The organism is Myxococcales bacterium (assembly GCA_016703425.1).
In the GTDB taxonomy this organism is placed as follows: Bacteria; Myxococcota_A; Polyangia; order Polyangiales; family Polyangiaceae; genus JADJCA01.
Genome location: JADJCA010000007.1, coordinates 361,241 through 385,748, shown reverse-complemented (window position 1 = coordinate 385,748; position 24,508 = coordinate 361,241). Strand labels below are relative to the sequence as shown.

Genomic DNA, 24,508 nt, shown 5'->3' with positions numbered 1-24,508 from the left:
GCCCTGTTTAGCGTCTCCGGTAGACGCTGACGATGGGAACCCCGTCGTGCGTGAGGACGTGCACCGGTGCGGCCCCGCCGAAGTCGACCCAGATCGAGTAGTCGATCTTGTTCATGTGAAGTTCGTGCTGCATCAGCGCAAATGCGCTCTCCGAGGGTGTGCCGACGCCTCGAAGGTCGGGCCTTAGCCGTCGTTCGTTGATGAGCCGCTCCCACGAAGGCCACGCCGTGTCGTGGATGAAGACGGTCGCGTTGGGCGGAGCCTTTGCGGCGAGCCAAGGCGCGACGCTCTCCGTCGTGTAGCCCCAGAATTGCCGATTGAGACCGAGGTCGGCGCCGCCTTGCGCTCCGCCCACCAGCGGCACGTACGTCGATAGCCCGAAGGGGTGCGAGTGCACGGTCACGGCGAGCGGGCCCGCCACGGCGGCGGCGCCAAGCAAATACGGTGCGGCCCTCCGCGCAGCGGCGGACGCTCGCGCGCGCTCGAGCAGTGAGAGCATGGCCGTCGCGGCGCGCTCGAAGCCGTGGCCCGCGAAGAGGGCGAGGAACGGGTACGCGGGGAGCCAGTGTTTGGTGCCGCCGAAGATGGGCGTTCGTGGGAGGAAGAAGACCGCGAGCGGCGCGGCGAACGCGAGCGCGAGCAAGAGATCCGTCGCGGCGTCGGGTCCCGCCGGTCTGTCTGGGGCGGGCTCTCGGGCGTGTTCGGCGCGGCTCTTTAGGAAGGCGCGGAGCCTCGCCCAACTCTCCTTGCCGCGGCCCTGGGCGCCGACCGCGAACAAGAGCAGCGTCACCGTCGGCACCGACGCGGCGATGAGGACGGGCGCGTAGTGGGGCGGCGACGGCGGACCGAAGTAGTTTCGTCCTAGAAATTCGATGTTGTAGTAGTCGTGGTGGACGTGGAAGCGCACGTAGCGGCTGATGCGCGCCGCCGTGTCGAACCACAGCCACGGCCACAGCGACACGAAGACGAGCGGGCTCACGGCGGTCATCAAGAGCAGGTGTTGCGGCTCCGCCCACGCCTTGGCGCGGCCGCCGAGCGCCGCGCGTACGTAGCGGAAGACCACGCACGGGACGAAGACCGCCGGCAATATCCACGCGTTGTGTTTCGTCTCGAGCGTCAAGCCGTAGACGAGCGCGAAGGCCGCCGCCCACCCGAGACCGCCCTCCGTGTCGGCGCGCCAGAAGACGTAAACAGAGAGGAGCCACATCGTCATGATGGGGACGTCGAAACACGCGAGGTGCGCGTTGTAGAAGAGGTGCGGCATCAGCGCGAGCAAGAGCGCCGCCACGAAGCCCGCCGTCCGCGAGAACACGCGCGCGCCGAAGACGTAGGTGACCCAGAGGGCTAGGCCGCCCATGACCATGCCGGGAAACCGAAAGGCGGTGCTGGCGTCGCCAAAGACGGCGAACTTCTCGTGCAAGAGCATCCACGAGAGTGCGAAGAGGCTCTTCATGAGCGACGGATGCTCGTGGTTCATCGACCAGTGAGCGTCCACGACGCCCCTTGAGAACGCGCCCAAGCCCAGCTCGCCGAGCTTCTTGAACCAGGCGGCGTACGTCGTGGCGGACTGGAAATAGAACCCTTCGTCGCGCGCAAAGCCCAGCCCTCGCGCCGTTCCCAGGAGCCAAGCGACGTAGACGGCGCCGAGGGCCGCGCCGACGGCGTGATCGCGCGCAGCAGCGCCTGGCCTCGCCGCCGCTTGTGCGAAGCCCTCTCGCGCCGTCTCTGTCACCAGCGTTTCAGTTGCAGCCGGGGTTGAGGAACCGCTTGCAGCGCGCCTTGATGGGGCCCGGCTGATTGTCGGGCGGTGCCGAGAAGAACACGTGCTCAGGCGTCGAGATGACGCTCAAGATGGGGAACGGGCCGCTGGCGACGACGAAGCCCGCGGTGTTCGAGCCGTCCATCGGCAGAGCGTTGACGTTGTTTTGGAACGGCACGTAGACGAAGCCCGGGTCTACGCCGAGGGAGGTCGTGTTGGCGCCCACCGCGGTGCCTAGGAGGACCGGCGTGCCGCCGTTCTCGCGGAACACGCCGACGCCTTCTGTGGCCCAGATCATCTCGGGACCCGCCTCGCTGATGACGCGTACGGCTCCACCCGTGGGGGCTGGCGTGAAGAACGCTCCGCTCGTTCCCGTGCACGGCACCCCGGCCGTGTCCGTGCATCGGTAGATGTCGCCGTTGCCGAAGCCTACGATGAGCGTGGTGGTGTCGGGCTGGTAGTGGAGCGCCGTAATGGGACCGGTCGTTCCGCTGATCTCGAAGTTCGTCCAGGTGTTCGACTGCAAGCTGTAGGTCGACAGCGACGGGGTCAGCAGATCGACGGCGACGAACAGGCGATGCGGGCTCGCCGCGACGGCCCTCGTGGCGCCCGCAGGGAAGGGCCCGTTCAAGGGACCGGTCTGAGCGCACGGCGGTCCGCCGTCGCCGCTCACGTTGCAGCCGAGGTACTTGATCCCGAGGTTGAAGGAGCCAGCGATCGTGATCGGCTGCCCGCCGGGGGCGAGGCCGAGATCCCACATGGGCGCGACACCGCCGGTCGAGTCAGCGGGGTTGAAGTACACCGAGCGCGCCGTTGGCGTGGTCGGGTTCGCGAGCAGGGGGCCGAGGGCGAAGCCGAGGACGTTCGCCTCAAGCGGACCGTTCGCTGCGCGCCCAACGTAAAGGTTGAAGCCGTCGAAGCGGAAGTTGGCGGGCGAGGGCTCGCCGATTTGGTAGTCGACGACAGGCCCGAAGGCGGGCCCCGGCGGGCCAGTGTCGGGCAACAGGCCGCCGTCGGGCCCGCCATCGGCCGGCGTGCTCGCGTCGGACGGAGGGCCGCCGTCTGTCGTGGGGGCGCCGTCGGGCAAGGCGCCGCCATCCGGCAAGGGCCCCGCGTCCGGCTGCACCGTGGCGTCGAAGCCGGCGTCCGCGCCCGCGTCGGGCGAGGCGTCGGGGCCTGCGTCGCTGAGTCCCCCGTCGAAGTCGAGCGGCGACGCCGTCGTGGCGCCGCCGTCGGGGACGATGGCGTTCGAGGCCGGCACCGCGGAAGCGGGACCACACGCCGACGTCGACACGGTCTTCGTGGGGCAGCTCTTGGTGGCGACGACGCCGAGCGCTTCGCCCTTCGCGATGCGCGCGCAAATGGCAGGCAAGACTTTCACGTTCCCGCCCTCCACACTCCAGCCTGACCCCTTGTCGAGGGGCACGATGCAAACGCCGTTCGAAAGGCATTCGCCGACCGGCTCGGCGCCCGTCGCCGGTTGCTTGAGCGCCACGCCGAGCGAGAGGTTCGCGTCATCGGCCTTGAGCGACGCGTCCAGTTGGCCCGTGCAATCGGCGCTGAGCTTGACGACCGTCGAGGCGCCGAAGCAGGCCTTCACATCGAAACACGCTCCGCCGCTGCCGTTCGCGTCGCCGCCGCCGAAGACCTCGCTCTCGATGTACGGGAGGAGCGTCGATGAGTCGATCTTCGCATCGGCGCAGACGCCGTCGATGACCGTCTCGTCCTTTGCCGTGCACTTCGACGCGAGGCGCATCAGGCCGTCGATGGCCGTCGTCGCCTCCGTTCGCGTCCCGGTCCCGGAGCCTTCGTTGATCCAAGTGAGCGGCAGTCGCAAGAGAGCCGTCCGATCTTTGGGGACCGTCGTGATGGCGTCGCGCAGCACGCGCACGGTCCCCGCCGACGTGAAGGCCACGAGGCGGATGCGGATGACGGCGCCAGCCCGCTTGTCGTCGCTCAGGATGGCGATGGTCGCGGGAAACTTCACCTCGCCGGTCGGCGCAACGTCGCGCGTGTCGCTGAAGATCGGGCGGCCGTCGGAGGTGATGAAGAGGCCGACGCTCGCGACATCCCGCGGCGCTACGAGGTCCGTATGAACGGCCAACATGATGGCGCCCGGCGCCGGAACCGTCTCACCGGCGCAGGCCGCGAGGGCGATGGCCAAGAGGCCGCTGGTGAGGAAGAGCGCTGAGCGGACCGAGCGGAGGGGGAGGCAGAGCATGGGAAGGCTCCAGAGTGCCGGAGACCTTGGGTCCGAATCCAGAACGTTTCACGATCGGCGCACTCTTTCCCACCTAGTGCGTCGGCTCGTTGATCCAGCACGGATCGAGTCGATCCACGGGCGGCGGCCTCCTACATCGTGATCAGCGGCCGACGCCCCCGCGCCGCGCGGGCCCAAATTCCGAGGAGTCCCCGTTGCTCGCAGGGAAAAATACGCCCGCGCACGAACGCTGAGCGGTCCCGAGCTTTGGTGTGCCCCTTGCGTAGTCTCGCGTCGTGTCGCCCTTGGATAGACCGGTCGTTCGTTGCGGAGACCTTCTCGAGGAGCGCTTCTTCCTCGAGCGTGTCATCGGCTCCGGCGGGATGGGCTTCGTGTACGAAGCCGTCGACATCGCTTGCGGCGAGACCGTCGTCGTCAAGGTTCTGCGTCGCGCCCAGGCGACCAAGGCTGGTGCGCGGCGCCTGCGTCGTGAGGCCCAGACGGCCTCCGCGGCTGCATCGGCTCAGGTCGTCGTGGTGAAACACATCGGCGAACACAAGCGGATACCGTTTCTCGTCCTCGAGCGGCTTCAGGGAACCGATCTCGCCACGTACACAAGGAAGCGAGGACCCTTGCCGGTCTCGGTTGCGTGCGCCTTCTTGCGGGAGGCGGCGCTCGGGGCTGCCGCCGTTCATCGGCAGGGGCTCGTGCATCGCGACATCAAGCCTTCCAACTTGTTCGTGACGGAGGGCACCGCCGGCTTGAGCGTCAAGCTCATCGACTTTGGGATCGCAAAGCGCACCGACGGGCCCATCGAGGAGGCCACGACGGCGCTCACTCGCGTGGGCGAACTCTTGGGCTCCCTCGGTTACATGGCGCCGGAGCAGGCCACCCACGCGCCCGACGTCGACGAGCGCGCCGATGTCTGGTCCTTGGGCGCGACGCTCTACTTCCTGCTCACGGGCGTCAGCCCTTTTTCAGGCCGAGGGGTCGCGAGCATCGTGGGCGCGCTGCTCTTCGACCAACACGTGCCTCTGGAAGAGAGACGCCCCGACGTACCCGTGGCCCTCGCGCGGCTCGTCGACGCATGCCTCGCGAAGGAGCCCGCGGAGCGATTGCGGAGCGCAGCGCTCTTGGCGTCGCTCTTGACGCCGTTCGCTGGCGAGCAGCGGTACGTCCAGGGTCACATGACGCTGCGAGTTGCACAGCGCGCTCGTCAGCGGCTCTCTGCATTCGTGCCATGGGCTGCCTCGTGGAGTGCCCGCATCGAGCGGGCCCTGCGTCGATGGCTCGCGCCCGTGGCGGCTGCGGACTTGGCCGACGAGGTTGTCACGACCCGTAGGCAGCGCGCCGCCTGACGGGGTCGATGGCTCGACTCAGAAGTAGAACGTCATCCCGAGCGTGAACAGGCCGCCACCGGACGTGTTGGTGCGACGAGACCCGTCGACGAATTCGGGGCGGGCCGCCGCCTCTTGGTCGGTGCGGCCCCGGACGAATCCGCGGAGGTCCGTATTGAGCGCGAAGTGTCGCGCCACGCGGAACTCGAGGCCGATGCCAGCGGACATGCCGAAGTAGCTGTAGCTCGAGTCGCCGCCGGCCGTTTGGCCGTCACGGACGCGGGCTCCCGCCCATCCGAAGCCGATGGGGAAGTAGAGCTGCACGACCTTCGCGCGGGGCGTCGCAAAGAGCAGCGTGTTGATCGAAAAGGCCGTCTCGCCGCGGCGGTAGCCGTTGTAGTCGTGACCGCCGTAGAAATCGATCGAGGGCTCGATGGCGACGACGGGGTGGGGCCGGTAGCGGAGACCGAGACCCATGCCGCCCATGCCCGCGTCGTTGTCCTTGCCGCTTCCGATCATGGCGCCCTGCATGTGGAGGTTCAGGCCCCACTCGCGCCGCGGCCGCGCATCGGGATCGCGCGGCGAATACGGATAGGGCGCCGGCTTCTCGGCCTTGCCTTGCACCACCACCACCGGCGGTCCCGGTTGATAGACGACGACGGGCGGAGCGGCGGCTGCCGGTGCTGCGGGCGCCGCGGCCGGCGCGGCCGGCGGCAGTGGTTGCAACGAGCCGGCCGGCGCGGGGGCCGCGGGCGCTGGCGTTGCCGGGGTCGCCGACTCACAGAACCAACTCCCCGGAGGGCACGCAGCCTGTTGCGCAGAGGCCGACCCGGCGGCCGCGACGGCGGCGGCAGCGATGAAGGTTGCGCACGTGCGGCGGGCCGAGACGGTCATCTTCGAGAAGGTCATGGGGGAGAACCTCAGCGGGCTGCTGGCGCCATCGCCCTGCCCGCGGGGACTAGTTTAGCAACCGAGATGCCATCCTCCGAGGGGCGGACCGTCGAAAGATCCGCATCCTTTTTTGGGGGCTGTGACCGCTGGTTCACTCTGCCGATACGCGCCGCTTCACGGAGCCCTGCCAAAATCGCGGGGCGGGGGGCAGGGAACGCCAAGGAACCCCAACGACCGCCCCGCCGGTCGCTCGACGGAGCGCGGCTCATGTATGGTGCGGCCGATGCCCGTTGTGCGCCTCAAACCAGGACACGTTCAGCCGGTTTGGGCCGGTCACCCGTGGGTCTACGCCCAGGCCGTCGATCGCGTCGAAGGGGGCGCGACGGCTGGCGACGAGGTGTCGGTCATTGACCCACGCGGAAACCTCATGGGACGCGGCTTCTATTCGCCCCGGTCCGCCATCCCTGTACGCATCCTCGTCCGCGACGACAGCACCAAGCTCGACGCGGCGTTCTTTCGCGCCCGCATTCACCGTGCCGCAGCCTTCCGCGAACGCCTCCATTTGGGCGAGGGCAAGACCGACGGCTACCGCTTGATTCACGCGGAAGGGGACGGCTTGCCAGGGCTCGTCGTCGACCGCTTCGGCGACGCGCTCGTCATGCAGCTCCTCACGGTGGGCATGAAGCACCGCGAAGCGTTGCTCCTGTCGGCGCTGCTCGACGTCACCAAGGCGAAGGTCATCCTCGATCGGACGCCGGCCAACGTGGCGAAACAGGAGGGCTTCGAGCCCGGCCGGGGCGTGGTTCGAGGCGAGGCCGTCGCCGAACTCGCGTTCCACGAACGAGGGCTCCACTACCGGCTGCCGCTCGAACTCGGGCAGAAGACGGGCTTCTACTTCGATCAGCGCGGCCTCCGGGCTCGCGTCGAGCAGATCGCCAAGGGCCAGCGCGTGCTCGATACCTTCAGCTACGTCGGCTCCTTTGCGATGGCCGCGGCGCGTGGCGGCGCGCTCTCCGTGCGCTCCGTGGACGAGAGCGCCCTCGCCCTTGAGGTCGGCGCCGAGTGCGCGCGCATGAACGGGTTGGAAGGACGCATCGAGTACGTCAAGCGCGACGCAAAGCGCGCCCTCGCGGAGGCTGGTGAGGCCGGCGGCTACGATCTCGTCATCGTCGATCCCCCGCGCCTCGCGCCCACGCGCAGCGCGCGCGAAGCGGCGCTCGTCGCCTACTCGAAGCTCGCCGAGGCGGGCTGCCGCGCCGTTGCACCGGGCGGCGTCCTCGTCCTGTGCTCCTGCTCGGCGGCCATCGATCTTCATGCGCTGACGCGCGCGTTGGCGACGGGGGCGCTCCGCGCGAACGTCTCCGCGATGGTTTGGGACCGTGCGTTTCAGGGCGCCGATCACCCGGTCAACGCGGCCTTCAACGAAGGGCTCTACCTGAAGGCGCTGCTCGCGAGGATTGACCCGCGATGATGCCGCTGGCCCGCTTCAACCAAGATGCGGCCCGTCGCCTGAAGGGCGTGCTGTTCGATCTCGACGATACGCTGCTCTCGCACGGCGCCTTGACGGAAGAGGCCTTTGGCACGCTCTTTCGACTGCGAGCCCTCGGCCTTCGCCTCGTCGCCGTCACGGGCAGGCCGGCGCTCTGGGGCGAGCTCGTCGTCAGGCAGTGGCCCATCGACGGCGCCGTCACGGAGAACGGAGCCGTGGGGCTCTATCGCGAAGGCCGCTTCGTCGAGCGAACGGACTTTGTCTCAGCGGACCTAAGGAAGGAGCGCCGCGCAAGGCTCGAGGGGCTCGTGGCTCGCGTCGCCGAGCATTTCGCCGGGCTCACCCTCGCCGACGACGTGGCCGGGCGCGTGACCGACATGGCGTGGGACATCGGCGAGCGGGTGAAGGTGCCGGCGTCGCGCGTCGATGAGCTCGCGACCTTCGTGGAGTCTTTTGGGGCCAAGACGACGCGCTCCAGCGTTCACCTGCACGCGACCTACGACGGCGTCGACAAGGCCTCGGGGGTCGTTCGGTTCTTGGCGGCTCGCTTCGGCGAAGACGCGGGGGCCGCGCTTCATCGCTACGCATACCTCGGCGACAGTCTGAACGACGCCTCGTGTTTCGCGGCGTTCTCGTCGACCTTCGGCGTCGCGAACGTCGCGGCCTACGTGCCGCGCCTCGTGGTGCCGCCCCGTTTCGTGGCGTCAAAGGAGATGGGGGCCGGCTTCGCCGAGATCGGCGCGCGCATCGCCTCGTTGCGCGAAACTCGGTGAGGCGCGTACGCGAATGACGCGCTAGCCTCTCGGCCGATGTCGCAGACCGAGTTGCTCGCCCAGGCCGCCCAACACCTCTACGAAAACTACCGCCCCGCGCCGGTCGTCATGGCCCGCGGCGAAGGCACCTCGCTCTACGACGTGGAGGGGCGCCGCTACCTCGACCTGTGCGCCGGCGTAGCCGTGTGCGCGCTCGGTCACGGGCACAAGAAGCTCACGCAGGCCATCGCCGAGCAAGCGGCGCGCGTGATGCACGTCTCGAACTACTTCTACAACGACCGGAACATCGAGCTCGCCGTCGCCCTGACGGCGCGCACCAAGATGGCCCGCGCGTTTTTCTGCAACTCCGGCGCGGAAGCCAACGAAGCGCTCTTGAAGCTGGCGCGCCATCATCATTTCGCGCGCGGCGACAAAGCGCGGACGCGCGTCGTCGCGTTCCTCAACGCCTTTCACGGGCGCACGCTCGGCGCGCTCTCGATGACCGGCACGGCGAAATACCGCGAGGGCTTCGGCGAGCTCGGGGCCGTGACGCACGTGCCCTACGGCGACGCGAAAGCGGTGGCTGACGCGATGGGACCAGACGTCGCCGCGATCATCGTGGAGCCGCTTCAGGGGGAGGGGGGCGTGCTCGCGCCGCCCCGTGGCTTCCTGACGGAGCTGCGACGTCTCGCCACGGCGCACGGCGCGCTTCTCCTCATCGACGAAGTGCAAACGGGGTTGGGCCGCACCGGCACGTTCCTCGGCCACGAGAGCGACGGTCCCGACGTTTGCCCCGACGCCATCTCGCTCGCCAAGGGCCTCGGCGGAGGGTTCCCCATCGGCGCCATGCTCACGACCGAGGCGCTCCGCGGCGCGTTGCCGCCGGGCACCCACGGCTCGACCTTCGGCGGCAACCCGCTCGCGTGCGCCGCGGCGTTGGCCGTGCTCGCCGCCCTCGACGAGGAAGACCTCATCGCCGGTGCGGCGCGAAAGGGCGAGTTCTTGAGTCACGAGCTCAAGCGGGTCGTCGCGGACCTGCCCGCCGTCTGCGAAGGCGAGCGGGGCTTGGGCCTCTTGCGCGGACTCGTGCTCAAGCCCGGGTTCGTCGCCCGAGACGTGCTCCCGAAGCTGCAGGCCGCCGGCGTCTTGCTCACGGCCGCCGGCGAACGCGTGCTTCGCTTCTCGCCGCCGTTGGTCGTCACCGAGGGTGAGCTCAAAGAGGGCGTCGCGACCGTGCGCCGTGTGCTCGGCGAGCTGCCCGCCGCGGGGCGCTCCTGACCGGAGGCGCCGAGCTCCGTTGTCCCGCCTGCGGACGCGGCATCGACGCGCTTCGCGCCGGGCAGGTGGCCATCGTCTCCGGCAAGTTCACGTACTACTGCGACAAGGCGTGCAAGGAGTCGCACCTTCGAGGCGCTCGCGCCGCGCTCGAGAGCCACACGGCCGAACCGCCCGCCGTTGCGCCGTCGCTGTCGCCTCGGCCGCCATCCGCGCGGACCTCGACCCCGGCGGTGCTCTCGGACAGCGTCACGCGAGAGCCTGCCCCGGCATCGCCGCACGTCGTGACGGGGAGTGACGCCGGGGCACCCGCGCGAGAGCGCGCGGTGGCGCCGCCCGAGGTGCTCGCGCCAGTCGTCGCCGCGGCCGCCGAGCGCGTCGAGCACCAAGAGCCGAAGCCCGAACCGAAGCCAGCCGCCCTCACCGAGAGCTCGGAGCCGTTGCGTGGCGCGAGCGGCAGTGTGGACGCGTCGGCTCCGAGCGATCCGGCGCCCGCGAGCGAACCCGAACGACCGACGGTCGCCCGAGGGCGCGCGCCCATCGCGGTGCGCGTCGGCCTCCGCGAAGCATTCGCCGTGAGCGTCGCGGCGGCCACGCTCGCGCTCTTCCTCCGCGCGCCGACTCTTCTCTTCGCGGTCAGCGCCGCCGCCGTGGCCGCTCTCTTCGTGGCGCTGCGGCGCGGGCCGTCGCTCCAAGCTCACGGTCCCAATCGCTGGACCTCGCTCATGTTGCCCCCAGCGCTCTTGGCCGCCTTTGCTTGCGCCGCCGGCCTGCTCGCTCCGCGCCTCCTCGTGCCCGCCCTTCGCGCGGCGACGATGGGCATACTTGGGCTCGTCGTGGCCGTTGTCCTCGCTGAGCGCATGGCGCGCAAAGGCGAGGCGGCGCGGCGTCGCGCCGCCGCTGCGGGCCACGGTCTTCCCAGCACGAAGGTCGACGTTGGCGAGCGGCTCACGTTGTCTTCCGGCGAGACCGTTCCCGTCGATGGTGTCGTCATGGAGGGGGAGGGCACCGTCAGGCCGTATCCGCATGCGACCTTCGAGGAGCCCCGCCGCGTCGGGCAGTCGGTCATCGCCGGCGCTCGCCTCGCTTCGGGGACGCTCACCGTGCAGGCGACCTTCGTAGGCAACGATCGCGTGCTCTGTCGCCTCACCAACCGGGAGCACCACACGGGCCGAATGCTCCGCTGGCGACCCGTCGCGGTCTTTGGGGCCCCGAGTCTCGCCCTCGCCATGGGCGCCCTCGCCCTGTGGCCCCTGTCGGTCGTCGAAGCGCCGCTCGTTCTCTTGGCCGTGCTCGCCTCGGTTCCCCTCGCTGGAGCCTTTGCCCTCGCGAGCCTTCGCGTACAACGGGCGCGCGACGAGGCCTTCTCGCGCGCGATCTTCTATCGCGATCCAGCCGCCTTCGACACCGCAGCCTCCGTCGAGCGCCTCGTGTTTTGTGCCGACACGGCGGCCCTCGAGGGGCGCCCCGAGATCGTTTCTATCGAAACGCAACGCGAAGGCGATGCAGCACGCGTCATGGCGCTGGCGAGGGCGGCAGCGCAGGCGGTCGGCCCAGCGGTGCTGAGTCCCGCGCTCGCCTTCGCGTCACGGGAGCGAACGAGCCTCGCGTTGATGGCGCTCACGCAGCACGTCGGCCTCGGAGTGACGGCGCAGGCGACCAACGGCGAGCGCGTGGTCGTCGGCAAGAAGGCCCTTTGCATGCGTGAAGGTGTCAGCGTCGCGGCCCAAGAGTCCGCCATCCGAGGGCTTGAGAAGAAGGGGCGGCACGTTGTGTTGGTCGCCGAAGGGGGGCGCCTGCTCGGATGGGTCGTCCTCCAAGACGATCTCGCGCACGGCGCTCGCGCGGCGGTGGAGATCGCGCTTCGCGCGGAGGTGGAACCGGTGCTGCTCTCAGGGTCTTCGCGCGACGCCGCCGAGGCGCTCGGGCTGTCCTTGGGCATCGAGCACGTGCGCCCGGACGTGTTGCGCGACGAGTGTGGCGCGGAGGTGCGAGCGCTCGCTACTTCCGGTGCTTGCGTAGGTGTCATAGGCACCGCGGAGGACGACGACGCGGCCCTTGGGGCGGCAGGCGTCGCCATCGCGCTCGGCGCTGCCGGCGCTGCGCAAGGCGAATGGTCGATCCGTTTGGCCGCTAGGAAACCCGACCTTGCAGCCGAGGCGGTGACCCTGGCGAAGTCGGTCCAAGACGTCCCCGGCGTGGCCCTGGCGGTGACCGCCCTCCCCGGGGCGCTGGTGGCGTTGGGCCTTTCGACCGGCCTTGTCCCGGTTGACCTCGCTTGGCTGGCCCCGGCCGCCGGGGGCTTGGGCCTCGGCCTCGCGCACTGGCGCCTGGAGCGGTAGTCAATCTGCCCGCGCCGCGATAGCTTGGCATGCGTAATCAGGCATCCATGGCCGACCCCTCGAGCAAGAAGGGCGCCCGCGAGGCGCGCCCCGACGAGCAGCAATACATGCAGCGCGTCGGCACCACGCTGCGAGGCAAGTGGCGCCTCGACGCGTTCATTGGACTGGGCGGAATGGCTGCGGTTTATGCGTCGACGCATCGCAACGGCCAGCGAGCGGCCATCAAGATCCTTCATCAGGAGTTCGCCCGCGACCCGAAGGTGACCGAGCGCTTCCTCATGGAAGGCTATGTAGCCAACCGCGTCGGGCACCCCGGCTGCGTTTCGGTGCTCGACGACGACACCTCGGAGAACGGCGAGCCGTTCCTCGTGATGGAGCTGCTCGAGGGCGAGACCTTGCGGGACTACTGGAAGCGCATCGGACGCCGCGTCCCGCCGCCCGACGTGCTCCGCATCGCGGCTCAGATTCTCGACTGCCTCGAGGCCTGTCACCAGCAAGGGGTCATCCATCGCGACCTCAAGCCTGCGAACATCTTCCTCACGAAGGCGAGTCAGGTGAAGCTCCTCGACTTCGGCGTCGCGCAGCTCCGCTACGCGATGACGAGTGAGGGGCAAGGTGCGCCGACGGCCGTTGGAACGCCGGCGTACATGTCGCCGGAGCAGGCCATGGGGCTGTCCGATCAGCTCGATGGCCGCACCGACCTCTTCTCCGTGGGCGCCATCATCCATGCGCTCTGCACGGGACGGCGCATCAATCACGGAAAGAGCGAGCAAGAGTCGCTGATGATGGCGGCCACGACGCCGGTGCCGTCGGTGGCGCGCATGGCGCCCGACCTGCCGCTCGAGCTCATCTCGCTCATCGACAAGGCGCTCGCGTGGGACCGGCGCAACCGTCACGGCAACGCCGCCGAAATGCGCGCCGCGGTGCTCGACGCGCTCGAGAAGATCCTTCAGGGCGGCACGCCCCTCATCCAGTCAATCCCGCCGAGCCGCGCCGAGGAGAGCCGCCCGGCTGCGTCGGCGCTCGATCTCGAGCCGCGGGGCCAGGCGGCCCGCGAGCTCCTGCGGCAGCTCGAGCAAGCGCTGACGTCGGCGCGCGCCGGCGGCCTCGACCACGTGAACACGCAGCGAGCGCTTCGCGCTGCGCACGACACCCTCGGCGAGATGTCCAGGACCGGCGAGCCGCTGCGCCTCGAGATCCGCCCGCAAGGTTGGCTTGCCGGCCGGACTCTCGTGTGGGAGCCGGCGGCCCCCCACGACGCCATCGCGTACAACCTCTACGTGGCTGGCGTTCGCTCCCTCGTCTTCGAGGTGGGCATGCCCTTCGAGGCGCTGCGCGAGCTGTGCGGGGTCTTGTGCATGGATCCAGAACGCGATCTGTCGTCGGAGGACGATCTCGTCACGGTCTTGCGGCAAAAGAATATTTCGCACCTCTCGCTCGACGTCGCCGAGGCCTTCACCAGCGGCGACGCGACGGAGCGCGAGACCTTCTACGAAGAAGCCGATGAGCTCGAAGAGCTGGCCTTCGCCGCCGGCAAACACTTCACCGAGCGGGTCGAGGCGCGCGACGACGCCAACGCCGCGCACCCGCTTGCCCTCGAAGAGGTCGTTCGGGCGATGTACCAGACGCAGCTTGAGCTGCCGCGTGACCGCTGGCGGGCGCGGTATATCGAAGCGGTCGTGGAGGGGTACATCGACGCGGCGCGAAATCGTGACGCGCACCTGCTCCTCTCGGGGCTGCGCCGCTCAGCGGCCACGCTGATCGGTCGCGGTGAGCTCACGACGGTCCTCGCATTTCACGGCGAGCTAACTCAGAAGATTGCCTCCCGCCTCTCCGGCAATGACGTCGCGCGCCTCACGACGCCGCTCCACGCGACGCTCTTCGGAGGCGAGCTCCTCGAGCTCGTGCTCGACTACTTGCGGCAGCACCCGGCTGCTGCCGCGAGCGCGGTGTCGATCTTCGCGCTCCTCTCCGACACCGAGCTCATGACGGTGCTCGGCGCTCTGCGCGCCGGCGTTCCGCCCCAGCTTCGCGAGCCGCTCTTCAAGTTCGTCGAGCGCGTGCTCCCGGGTCACGAGCCGCTCGTCGCCGACGTGGCCGCATCGGCCGAGCCGGAGATGGCCCTGCGACTGACGAACGTGCTCGGCCGGGCCGGTACGCCGCCGGCGCGCGCCGCGCTGGAGCGTCTCGTCGCCGTCGACGACCTCTCCGTCCAGACCGAGGCGCGGGTCCTCCTGGCGCCTTCGCCGGAGCACGCCTTCGCCGAGCTGGGCCGTCAGCTCGAGAACGCGTCGGCGGCCATTCGCCTCGCCGCGCTCCGAGCCTTGGTGCGCCATTCGCTTCGCGGTGCCTACCCGGCCGTTGCGCGTCAGGTGCGCGCCGCCACCTTCCACGAGCTAGCGACCGATGAGCGCGCCGAGCTCCTTCGAACGTTGATGCTCCTGTCGCCGGAGCATGGCGAGGTCGCGGTGCTCGAGATCGTCAAGAAGGGTGGCATGTTCACGGCCCAGACTCGCGAGGTGTCGCGCACGGTGGCGGCGCAGGTGCTCGGGGAGCTCTCTTCCGCCGACGGCACCGTCGAGAGCCTCCGCGAGCTTTCGCAGGCCCGCTGGGGCGTCTCCGAGGAGACGCGCGCGGCGGCGCAAATGGCCGCGACGCAGATCGTTGCTCGTCGCGGTCGAGGCGAGGTGACGTCGTGACGATGCGCGCCGACTTCGCGCGGGAGGAGCCGGGGCGTCGCGAGCAGACGCTCGACGCGGGCGCCGAGACGCTGGTGTCGCTGTGCCGATTTGGTCGCATCGCCGCGGCCCACGATCCGTCGCATCCCGCCTTCGTGCGGCAGCTCGACCAGTCCCATCAAGCGCTGCTCGACTACTCGGCGCGCGCGGGGCGCTTCTTCAGCGCGTTCTTTACGCCCCACGGCACCTTCGTAGGGGGCGAGCTGGTGCGCGGAGGGCGCGTGACGCAAGACGCCGCGTCGGAGCTCGGCTCCATGCTCGGCGTTCGCGGCGTCGCCGAGCTCGTCATCACCAAAGACGTGGCGCAAGAAGACTTGCTCGACCTCGCGCGCTTCATTACCAGCGGCACGGAGCTGCGCTCGCCGCGCATTCGCGTCCGTGGTGTCTCGGAGGTCGCCCGTACGCGCGGCCTGGCCGTCGAACAGCTGCCCGTCGACCGCCACATCGCCCGCATCTACTCGCAGGCTGTCGTCGCCTTGCGTCGCCTCTTCGACGAACTGTTGGCCGGGCGTTACGTCATGCCGGCCCGGCTCAAGCGCATGGCGCTCGAGATCGTGACCTTGGCGCAATCGCAGAATCCGTTCCTCGTGGGCGTGACCGAGGCGAAACACGCGTCCCACGACGAGGCCGCTTGCGCCGTCAACGCGGCCTTCTTGACGGCGGCGATGGCGCGCGAGATCGGCGCCGATCCCGAACGCGCCCTCGAAATGGTGCTCTCGGCGCTCCTCTACGACGTGGCCGTGCCGCGCATGCGGGCGCGCGCTGTCGAGCAGACGGGACGCAGCGACGAAGCCCCGGAGACTGACACGGAGCTCCCGGCTGGGACGGCGGCGACGTTGGCGACCTTCGTTGGCCTCGAAGAGCGGTCCATGCCGCGCGCCGTCGTGGCCTTTGAGTCGCAATGGACGCGCTTCACGGGCTCGCTCGGCGCGCTCTACCAAGGCACCCAGCCGATGACGCTCCAGGCGCGCATCGTGAGCGTGGCGCACGAGTGGGCGCGGCTCCGCGCCATCAAGGGCGCGATGCGACCGCGGACCATCGACGACGCCGTCGCCGCGCTCCTGGAAGACCGGCAAGATCCGAGCGATCTCGCCGTCGTTCGCCTCCTCGTCGCCACCTTGCGGTTCTTTCCTGTGGGGACCGTGGTCGACCTCGCGAGCGGGGAAATCGCCGAGGTCGTCTCGGCGCAAGAGATCGGCAACGGCGCGCCCGTAGTGCGCGTCACCGTCGATCCGAAGGGGCAACCGCTGGCTCGCCCCATTGAGATCGATCTGTCGACCGAGACCCACAACGCGCGCCGCCACATCGTCGCCGTCCGCAGCGTCGAAGGTTGGCGGCGCCTCGAGCGCGCCACGAGCCCCGCCGATATCGCGCGCGCACCAACTCCCTTCCGCGGCTCGCTCCCATCGATTTCGCCGGGTCTCATCGAAGGCGGACCCTCGAACGCCGCCGACGTGCAGGCGCTCCGCGACGAAATCTCCGAGCAGCTCGCCGAGGTCCTTCCGCGCGAGCGGTCTTCGCCGAGCCTCGACGACGCCGCCAAGAGCACAGCGCCGCGCGAAGCGGCGCGCGACGAGGGCGGTCGGTCCAAGCGCCTCGTGCCGAGCGCGAAGGGCACATTCCAAACGACGCCGCTGGTGCACGTGCTCATCTACGTCCTCGACCACGGCATCAGCGGCTCCGTCGAGCTCCTGGAACCGGCGGGCATCGCCCACGTGATCTCCTTCCGCCGCGGCGCGCCAGTGAAGGTGAAGACCGGTCGACTCCTCGCGCCCCTTGGGGAGCTGCTCGCGCAGTCGGGGCAGCTCCTCGCGGAGCGCATTCCGGAGCTGGTCTTGGGGGCGCAGGAGGCGGGGACGCTTTTTGGCGAACACCTCATCATGAAGGGCCTCGTCAACCGGCGTCACCTTTGGTCGGCGCTCGAGCTGCAGATTCCTCTGAAGCTCGAGCGGCTGGCCAATCTCCCCGTCGAGACGGCCTATTCGCTCTACCGCGACGTCGATCTCCTCGAGGGATTTGGCGGCGCCGACGCCGTCGCCGCCGACGCCGTTCACGTCATTCACTCTGTCGTTCGCAAGTGGCACGATCGCGCTCGCGTGCGCGCTGCTCTGGCGCGCATCGCGAAGCACCCACTCATCGTGCGCCCCGACGCGAAGGTCGGCGGCCTCAAGCTGTCTCCCGACGAGCGGAGCGTCGTCGAGGTGATGCGCGCCGAGAAGGCGACGCTCAGCGTGCTCACGCACAAGCGGCTCGCCGATCCCGAGGAGCTCCAGTCGCTCGTCTACGCGTTGGCGATCACGCGGCAGCTTGATCTGCCGGGCCAAAAGAAGGCGCCCATGGGGGTTCGCGCGGCGAGCCTCCCGACGGCGCCGGCGCGCCCCTCTACGATGCCCGGTGGCGTGCCCGCGAAGCCGCGCTCGCCCTCATCGGCTTCGTTGCCGGCTGTTCCGCAGGCGTCGGCGGCGCCGCAAATCGCGGAGGCCATCGCCACCGCGCTGAGCTCGCCGCCGTCGGGCTCGCACAGCGTGCCCGCCGTTGAAGTGCCGCAAGCGGCGCGCGTCCCCGAATCCATGAAGAGCCCGCTGTCGCAGACGCAAGCGCCGGTGAGCTCGGCGAAGGGCCCCGTCAGCTCCGCCAAGGTGCCGATCAGCTCCTCGAAGGTGCCGTCGTCGGGCGCGCCTTCAAGCTCCAGCCGAAGGTCGGCGTTGCCGCCGCCGCTCTCTTCGCCTCGCTCGCCGTCGAGCTCGCAGCGCGCGGCCGCGCCTCCGGCCTCCGCGTCGTTTCCGCCGCAGGAAGGGTCCAGCAGCTCGCGCCACGCGCCTCCGCCGTCGCGGGAGCGTCCGCCCGAGTCGTCGAAGTTGGCGGGGGCTCCGCCGTCGTCGCGCACGCCCAACTCGGTCCGCGAACGCGCGCGCATGGCCAGCGACGCGCTCGACGCGGCAGACCGAACCTTGAGCGCCATGTCCAGCTTTCGCAGCGCGGAGGCGGCCATGCTCAAGGGTGACTTCGACGCTGCCGAGGGGCTCGTGGTCGACGCCTGCGACTTTGATCCCGAGCCCATCGACTACCGCGCCGCGCTCATTTGGATCCGCGCCCAGGGAGCGCCTGCCGAGGCCGTCGGCGCGCCCATCGGCGCGTTGACCGATCTGCTCGTCGAGCTGCCGGCGCACCCGCGCGTCCTCTTGTATCGCGCCCGATTGCTGCGTCGCCAAGGCCGGGTCCGCGAAGCCATCGCCGACTACGAAGAGCATCTGCGGGTCAATCCCAAGGGCAAAGAAGCCGCGGCGGAGCTGAAGGCCTTGCGCGGCGACTAGCGTGCGCGCGCGCTGGGCTCGGCGGGCTCGCCCCGTCACCGCTGCGCGATGGGAACCGTCTTGTACTTCTCCACGAGGAAGTCGCGGAGCGTCCCCATGCGAATCTTGTCGGTGCGGTCGCCGCTCTTGGCGATCTTGGCGACCTCCGCCTGCGCGCGCCACTCGGGGGAGTCCGGCAGCGAGAGCGCTTCGCGAAACGCGTCGCCCATGGCGATGGCGCTCTCAAAGCGATCCTCCTTCGTCTTCGACAGCGCGCGCTGAAAGAGCGCTTCGACGACGAGCGGCGCCTGCGGCAAGAACCTCCGTATCGGGGGCGGCATCGCGGCGACTTGATCGTGGCGCACGGCGAGCTCGCCGCGGCCGCCGTCTAGGAAGGGCGTTCGGCCCGAGAGCATCTCGTAGAACACGACGCCCGCGGAATACAGATCGCTGCGAGCGTCGACCTTCTGGCCAAGCACCTGCTCGGGCGACATGTACAGGCCGCTGCCGGGCGCGAGCGCCGAGACCTCCATCGACGCCGGCGCGAGCGTGCTGTGCGCGATGCCGAAGTCGGTGAGCTTCACGAGGCCATCGCGGCGCACGAGGACGTTGGACGGCTTGACGTCGAGGTGAACGATGCCGAGCGAGTGGGTGGCCGCCAAGGCCCCGAGGAGCTGCTGAAAGTAGGCCCACGCGCGGAGGAACGGCATGCCCGGCAGCGCGTAGGGGCCCGCGAGCGCGGCGCGCGCCACCGTGCGCGCGATGACGTCGGCCAGCGTGCTGCCGTCAACGAACTCCATCGCCAAGACGAGGGAGCGATCGGCCGAGGCGTCGCCTTCGGGCCAGTCGAAGGCGTCGAAGCGTTGCACGACGTTGGGGTGATCGAGGCGGAGCAAGAGGTTCGCCTCGCGCTCGAGGAAGTGGCGCAGCTCGACCTTGAGCGGGGAGTCGGGGCGGAGGACCTTGAGCGCGAGTCGCACCGGCGCGGACGCCCGCGGATCGGTCGGCGGATAGAAGAGCCAGCCCTCGAGCACGATGCCCATGCCGCCTTCGCCGATGCGCGGCCCCGCGACAATGCGGCCGTATTTGCGGTCGACGGTGACACCGCTCTCGAAGGCCCGCGCCCCTATGGTAGCTGGCTGAAGCGCACGGCAGACCGGGCACACGCGCGCGCCGGGCGAAATCGCCGAGCGGCACTGGGCGCAGGCACTGGGGGGTCGCTCGGGCAGGACAGCGGACAAGGAACCAGAGTCTCCATTGCTGGGAAGTGGCGGGGCCGCTCGGGCGCTAAGACCGCGCGCGACCTCCCGATTCTCGCGCCATGAAGCGTAACCGAAGGCGTCGGCCGATGCCGGAGAAGGCGCGTCCGAGCGCCGCACGACGGTCGCCGCTACCGCTGCCGGACCGCGACGCTATGCTTGAGCCGATGGCGAGTGCCCCGAAGGAGCTGGCACCGGAGCCGAACTTCCGTCTCGTCACGGTCGTCGCCGGTCGTCGTCAGCCCATGGCTGGCTCGCTCGCCGCGGCGCTCGCGGGCACCGCAGGGCTCGCCGCCGGTGTCTATGCGGGAGGCGGATGGCGCGCGGCGGCGCTCTCGAGCGTTGCCGTCGCGACGCCGCTCGCGTGGGCGCGGCTTCGGCGCAAGGTGGCGCCACACGCTCCCGCGCGACCCGCGCGCATGGACATCGTGCCTTGGGGCGTGGTCGTTGATCTCGGCGCCGAGACACGCATCTTGCGATGGGGCGCCGTGTCAGGCGTTGAGGTCGAGACGGTCTTCACGCGTGACCAAGCCTCCGACACCACGCGGCACAGCGTCGTGCTCGTGGCCACCCCGGAAGGAAGGCTCGTGGGGCACGTGACCGGCGACGCACCGCTCGAGTGCTTGCTCGCGCACCGCGACGCCTACGCGAGCGAAGCCGAGCACGTGGCCGCCGTGGACCTCGAAGGTCGCGAGGCCGCCGGTGAGGCGTGGGAGCCGCAAGCGGAGCGACTCCTCATGGCGTCGCGGCAGCTCATTCGCGGTGGCGGGCTCGGCATCGCGCAAGACGACGCCGGATATCGCGGTGGGCGATTGGCGAATCCGACGGCGGACGTGGTGGCGCGCTTGCGCGCCGTCCTGCGAGATCGCGTGGCACGCGTTCGTGATCCGAGGCCGCTCACGTTGATGCTCGTCGCCGAGCTCGGTCTTCGCTCGCTCTCCGAGGAGCTCGTTCGACTCGTCTCGTCGCCGCACCCGCTGACGGCGGCCACGGCGCGCGCGTCAGGCTTCGCGCTGGGGCTCGCGAAGAGTCGACTCGGCGCCATCGAAGAGGTCGCGCCGTTCTTGCCGGAGGGGGACGCGGCGTCGCTCGCCGCGTGGAGCGCCGAGGTTCAGTGACGGAGCGCGAGGCGCTTTCGTTCGTCCAAGAGTTTGTGCATCTCGCGGCGACCGCGCGTGTTCTTGACGGAATCGGCGCACAAACCGGCGCGCCGCGCCATGCACTCGCCCAGGGCGACGTCGGCGAGGCCCTCTGGCGAGTGGGCGTCGGGGTTGATGGCGAAGCTCGCGCCGCGAGCGCGGGCGCGCCGAAGCAGCGCCGGCGACAAGTCGAGCCGGTGGCCGTTCGCGTTGATCTCCATCCACGTGTCGTTCTCGCGCGCCGCGTCGGCGACGGCCTCGAGATCGAACGAGTAGCCGCTCTTGCCTGAGAGCAAGCGCCCCGTGGGATGACCGAGCATCGTGACCCAGGGGTTCTGCACGGCGCGGAGCAGCCGCTGCGTCATGGCGCGGCGATCCATGCGCGTGTCGGAGTGGACGCTGGCGATGACGAAGTCGAGCGTCGACAAAACGTCATCGGCGAGATCGAGCGTGCCGTCGGGGAGGATGTCGACCTCGATGCCGTGCAAGATCTCGATCCCTCGCACGTCGCGGCGGGCGCGCTGGATGCCCTTCTTCTGATCGAACAGGCGCCCTTCGTCGAGGCCGTTGGCGTAAGGGGCGGCGCGCGAGTGATCGCTGATGCCGATGTACTCGTAGCCTTCGCGGCGCGCCGCTTCGGCCATGGCCACGATGGAGGCGCTGCCGTCGCTCCAGTCGGTGTGGACATGAAAGGCGCCGCGCACGCTCCGCTCGGCGAGCACGACAGCACCGCTGTCGCACGCGCCGATGCGAAGCTCCGGCACGACGTACGGCAGGCCGAGGCTCTCGTAGATCGCCTGCTCCGAGTCGGCACCGCGGGCCGCCGCGGCGAGGCCACCCTTGCCGACGGCGTGCCGTTCGAGCCAGCGAAGGTGCCCTCGGTCGCTGGTGGCGGCCAGCGACGCCAAGGCGAAGTCCTCTGCGGGAACAATGCGCACCCTGAGCGGGCCGCGTCCTTGCAGAATGCAATAAACTTCGTCGCGCGAGACCACCACGCTGCGCACGAGGAGCGCGTCGTCGTTGGAGCGGAGCACGTCGGCGGTGGCGCGCGGGCCGATGCCCGTCGCCAGGACCAACAGCTCGCCCACGCGCTCGAGGCCGCGACGTGTATCGCCGCTCACGACCGCCAGGGCGCCTTCGGCGGCGAGCGCGCACGTCACGAGCCGACCGGCGTCGCGCGCCGAGGCCAAGAGCATCGACGGCGGTTCGGGGAGCAAGCGCCGGAGGGCGTCCTTGCCCATCGCGTCGAGGCTCGGCACACGCGGCAAGAAACCTCCGCGAAGGACGTCGGCGAGCTCGCTGACGGTGCGCGCGCCGGCGCGCTCGAGGAGCACACGCGTGATCCGCGGCCCGAGAGCCGGCGCCTCGGCGAGCGCGAAGAGCTCGTCCGAGACGGCGGAGCGCGCGTCTTCGAGGGCATCGAAGCTACCCGTCGCGATGAGCTCGTCGAGGTCGCGCTTGAGCCACGGCGGCACCGTCCTCGCGCCGGCCGCCGGCGTGGCGGAAGGCCGGACGGCTGCACGTCCGCCGGCGCGCTTCAGGCGAGCGGCGTAGGCTCGGTAGGCGCGGGCCCGCTCGGGCCGGGAAGCGAGGACGTCCAGCCGGAGGGCCATTTCCATGAGCCGCTTCGCTACGTCCCCCGACTTCACACGGCGCTTCTAGCCCGATTTCGTCGCGGACCAAGGTGAAAAATACGAAAATGCACCGAGAATCACCGATCGCTGCGGGGAACGAGCCGGCGCCGAGGTATGGTGGCGCCGATGTCAGACATCCTTGAGCTTGTTGTTCCGCCCGAGCTTGCCGGCGAGCGGCTGGATCGCGCCGTTGGCAAGCTGGCGAAAGGTTTGTCGCGCGCTCGCCTCAAGGACGCCATCGAGGGTGGCTTCGTCCGCGTCGACGGCCGTCGCCGTCCGAAGGGCGCTCCGGTCCAAGAGGGCGAACGCATCACCGTCGACACGACGCAGATCCCCTCCGCGGACACGCCCGCCGTGCCTGAGCCCGACGCACCGCTGGTGATTCGCTTCGAATCGAAGGAGGTCATCGTCGCCGACAAACCGGCAGGCCAGCCCACGGCGCCGCTTCGCGCCGGCGAGACCGGCTCGCTCGCCAACGCGCTCGTGGGGCACTACCCGGAGCTTGCCGCGTTCGGCTATTCGCCGCGTGAGCCAGGCATCGTGCACCGGCTCGACACGGACACCTCAGGGCTCGTCGTCGTGGGCCGCACGGCCGACGCGTTCGAGGAGCTCCGCGCGTCGCTCAAGGCCGAGGCGCTCAAGAAGACCTACCTCGTGGTCGTCAAAGAAGAGGGCCTCCCCGACGAAGGCACCATCGAGTTTCCGCTCACGAACCACCCGAAAGATCAGCGCCGCGTCTACGCGTGCGTCCACCCGCGCGACGTCATTCGCTATGCGCCCCGGCCGGCGTCCACGCAGTACCGCGTCGTCGAGCGCAAAGAGGCGTGGGCCCTCGTCGAGGCCGAAGCGCCCAAGGCCCTGCGCCACCAGATTCGCGCGCACTTTGCCGCCTTGGGGCATCCGCTCGCCGGCGACGAGCTCTACGGCGGCGCGCCGATTCGTTCCCTCGGTCGCCATGCGCTGCACGCGTCGCGCGTGCGGTACGGCGGCGGCGCCTGTGTCGATCCCTTCGACGTAAGCTCTCCGCTCCCAGCGGCGCTGGCGAACTTGATGGGGTAGGCCGCGCTTCCGATGGCGGCGCCGCTCGGCGCCTTCGCGCTCGAGCGACGCCACGAGCTCACTTCCCGCAGGTGCGCCACTTGGTGATGGCCTCGTCGGCGGCCCGGACGATGGTCACGCCTTCGAACCCCGTGCCCACCTTGCCTTGGCGGGCCAGGATGCCGAAGTAGTGGTTCTCGAAGTCGATGAAGGGGTAGGCGCCGTAGGCGCCGGCGCTCGAGTTCCTGTGACCAGCCCCGCAGTTGAAGGTGCCGAGCTGCTTCGCGGAGGGGCACTCGAGCCAGTTGCCGAACCCGTAGGACCAGTCCTCCGCGAGCCCTTTCCAGGCCGGCGAGGTGGTTAGCGTCGCCGACCCGCGCTGGTTGGCAAACAGCTCGGTACGGGTCGCGGGCTTCAGGATCTGACCCTTGGCGAGGGCGCGCAGGAAGCCGAGGTATTCGTTCGCCGTCCAGTGCATACCCCCAGCGAGCCGTGGGTTCGTCGCAGATGGGAGGTCGTACGTGGCCGTGGGGAACAGTCCACTCTTCGTTTTCCAAGCGTCGAACACGGCCGTCCATGAGGCCGCCGCCTTGGCCTTCATCGCCATGAGGCCGGCGACCTGGAGGTGCGTCGACGAGTATTGGAAGCGCGTTCCGGCTGCCGGCGCCGTCGCGCTGCTGTTCGTGTAGATGCTCGTCACGCAGGTTTCGAAGTTCGCCCCGCCTTGGTTGACGCACGTTGGCTCGTCGAAGAAGCCCGACGTGAAGCTGAGGAGGTGACGCAACGTGACCGTGGTCTCGGTCCAAAACGGGAGGAGGTCATGAGCCTTCGTGTCGAGGGAGAGCAGCCCCTCATCGACGAGGTCGAGGATCACGACCGCCGAGACTAGCTTCGACGTCGAGGCGGACTCGTAGACGGTGGTGGCGGACGAGGTGCCTTGCGAGTGGCTATACGCTTGGCCGTCCTCGGTCTCGATGAGCAGCGTGAAGTTCGGATTCGCGGTGATGGTGGGGTCGTTCGCGGCGGCATCGAGCTTGGATCCGATGGTGGCGGCGAGCGCATCCAGCGTCGCCGCGCTGCACGCTGCCGCGGGAGCGCTATCGTTGCCGCTGTCGGGAGCGGCCCCGCTGCTACCGCCATCGGGAGCACCCTCCGTGCCCGGTGCGGCATCGATGCTGCTCAAATCGCTCGTCGCTGGCGTCGCCTCGCTGGTCGAGCCGGAACAGGCGATGGCGACAAGGGCAGGCACGAACGGGAGCAACGTCTTCGACATGGAGGTGCGCATGTTCGACCTCCCGTGCACCATCTGCGCCACCCCAGGGGCCGGCCGCGCCACCGGGAAAGTGAGCCACTCTTCATGGG

At 69.8% G+C, this 24,508-nt stretch carries 15 protein-coding genes; 9 read left to right on the top strand and 6 right to left on the bottom strand.

The window, feature by feature from the left end; all coding sequences use genetic code 11:
• Nucleotides 1-7 precede the first annotated feature (7 nt).
• Nucleotides 8-1,732 (bottom strand): glycosyltransferase family 39 protein, encoded by a 1,725-nt coding sequence (locus IPG50_13570; protein ID MBK6693215.1) that lies wholly within the window; start codon nt 1,730-1,732, stop codon nt 8-10.
• A 7-nt stretch (nt 1,733-1,739) separates the two neighbouring features.
• Nucleotides 1,740-3,980, bottom strand: coding sequence for a hypothetical protein (locus IPG50_13565; GenBank protein ID MBK6693214.1), 2,241 nt, complete (start codon nt 3,978-3,980; stop codon nt 1,740-1,742).
• Nucleotides 3,981-4,255: 275 nt separating this feature from the next.
• Between IPG50_13565 and IPG50_13560 the strand changes: the two genes are divergently transcribed.
• The gene (locus tag IPG50_13560) at nt 4,256-5,317 is read left to right on the top strand and encodes a serine/threonine protein kinase (protein MBK6693213.1); all 1,062 of its coding nucleotides are present in this window, start codon (nt 4,256-4,258) and stop codon (nt 5,315-5,317) included.
• An 18-nt stretch (nt 5,318-5,335) separates the two neighbouring features.
• Here IPG50_13560 and IPG50_13555 read toward each other — a convergent pair whose 3' ends face one another.
• Entirely contained in the window at nt 5,336-6,205 is an 870-nt protein-coding gene (locus IPG50_13555; protein ID MBK6693212.1) for an outer membrane beta-barrel protein, read from the bottom strand.
• 265 nt (nt 6,206-6,470) lie between these two features.
• On the opposite strand from IPG50_13555, the gene IPG50_13550 reads away from it, so the two are divergent.
• The 6 genes from IPG50_13550 (at nt 6,471) to IPG50_13525 (ending at nt 18,097) form a co-directional block, all read left to right on the top strand.
• Nucleotides 6,471-7,658, top strand: a complete 1,188-nt coding sequence (locus tag IPG50_13550) for a class I SAM-dependent rRNA methyltransferase (GenBank protein MBK6693211.1) — start codon at nt 6,471-6,473, stop codon at nt 7,656-7,658.
• Nucleotides 7,655-8,449, top strand: a complete 795-nt coding sequence (locus IPG50_13545) for an HAD hydrolase family protein (protein MBK6693210.1) — start codon at nt 7,655-7,657, stop codon at nt 8,447-8,449. The genes IPG50_13550 and IPG50_13545 overlap by 4 nt, the downstream gene beginning before the upstream one ends.
• A gap of 36 nt (nt 8,450-8,485) precedes the next feature.
• A complete protein-coding gene (locus IPG50_13540) occupies nt 8,486-9,706 on the top strand; it encodes an acetylornithine/succinylornithine family transaminase (protein ID MBK6693209.1) in 1,221 nt (406 codons plus the stop codon).
• Between the two features lie 65 nt (nt 9,707-9,771).
• Nucleotides 9,772-12,045, top strand: a complete 2,274-nt coding sequence (locus IPG50_13535; protein ID MBK6693208.1) for an HAD family hydrolase — start codon at nt 9,772-9,774, stop codon at nt 12,043-12,045.
• A 47-nt stretch (nt 12,046-12,092) separates the two neighbouring features.
• Nucleotides 12,093-14,744: a serine/threonine protein kinase gene (locus tag IPG50_13530; protein MBK6693207.1), complete on the top strand. Its 2,652-nt coding sequence runs from the start codon at nt 12,093-12,095 to the stop codon at nt 14,742-14,744.
• Nucleotides 14,741-18,097, top strand: a complete 3,357-nt coding sequence (locus IPG50_13525) for a hypothetical protein (GenBank protein ID MBK6693206.1) — start codon at nt 14,741-14,743, stop codon at nt 18,095-18,097. Before IPG50_13530 ends, IPG50_13525 begins: the two co-directional genes overlap by 4 nt.
• A 35-nt stretch (nt 18,098-18,132) precedes the next feature.
• On the opposite strand, the gene IPG50_13520 is transcribed toward IPG50_13525, so the two are convergent.
• On the bottom strand, nt 18,133-19,317 hold the full coding sequence (locus tag IPG50_13520; GenBank protein MBK6693205.1) for a serine/threonine protein kinase: 1,185 nt from the start codon (nt 19,315-19,317) through the stop codon (nt 18,133-18,135).
• A 185-nt stretch (nt 19,318-19,502) separates the two neighbouring features.
• Between IPG50_13520 and IPG50_13515 the strand changes: the two genes are divergently transcribed.
• Complete coding sequence (locus IPG50_13515) at nt 19,503-20,453, top strand: hypothetical protein (GenBank protein ID MBK6693204.1); 951 nt, start codon at nt 19,503-19,505, stop codon at nt 20,451-20,453.
• Here IPG50_13515 and IPG50_13510 read toward each other — a convergent pair.
• Entirely contained in the window at nt 20,447-22,123 is a 1,677-nt protein-coding gene (locus IPG50_13510) for a DNA polymerase/3'-5' exonuclease PolX (GenBank protein ID MBK6693203.1), read from the bottom strand. The genes IPG50_13515 and IPG50_13510 overlap by 7 nt on opposite strands.
• Before the next feature lie 111 nt (nt 22,124-22,234).
• Between IPG50_13510 and IPG50_13505 the strand changes: the two genes are divergently transcribed.
• On the top strand, nt 22,235-23,167 hold the full coding sequence (locus IPG50_13505) for an RluA family pseudouridine synthase (GenBank protein ID MBK6693202.1): 933 nt from the start codon (nt 22,235-22,237) through the stop codon (nt 23,165-23,167).
• A gap of 58 nt (nt 23,168-23,225) precedes the next feature.
• Here IPG50_13505 and IPG50_13500 read toward each other — a convergent pair whose 3' ends face one another.
• Nucleotides 23,226-24,431 carry a beta-lactamase family protein gene (locus tag IPG50_13500; GenBank protein MBK6693201.1) on the bottom strand — a complete coding sequence of 402 codons (1,206 nt, stop codon included), beginning with the start codon at nt 24,429-24,431 and terminating at the stop codon, nt 23,226-23,228.
• Nucleotides 24,432-24,508 lie beyond the last annotated feature (77 nt).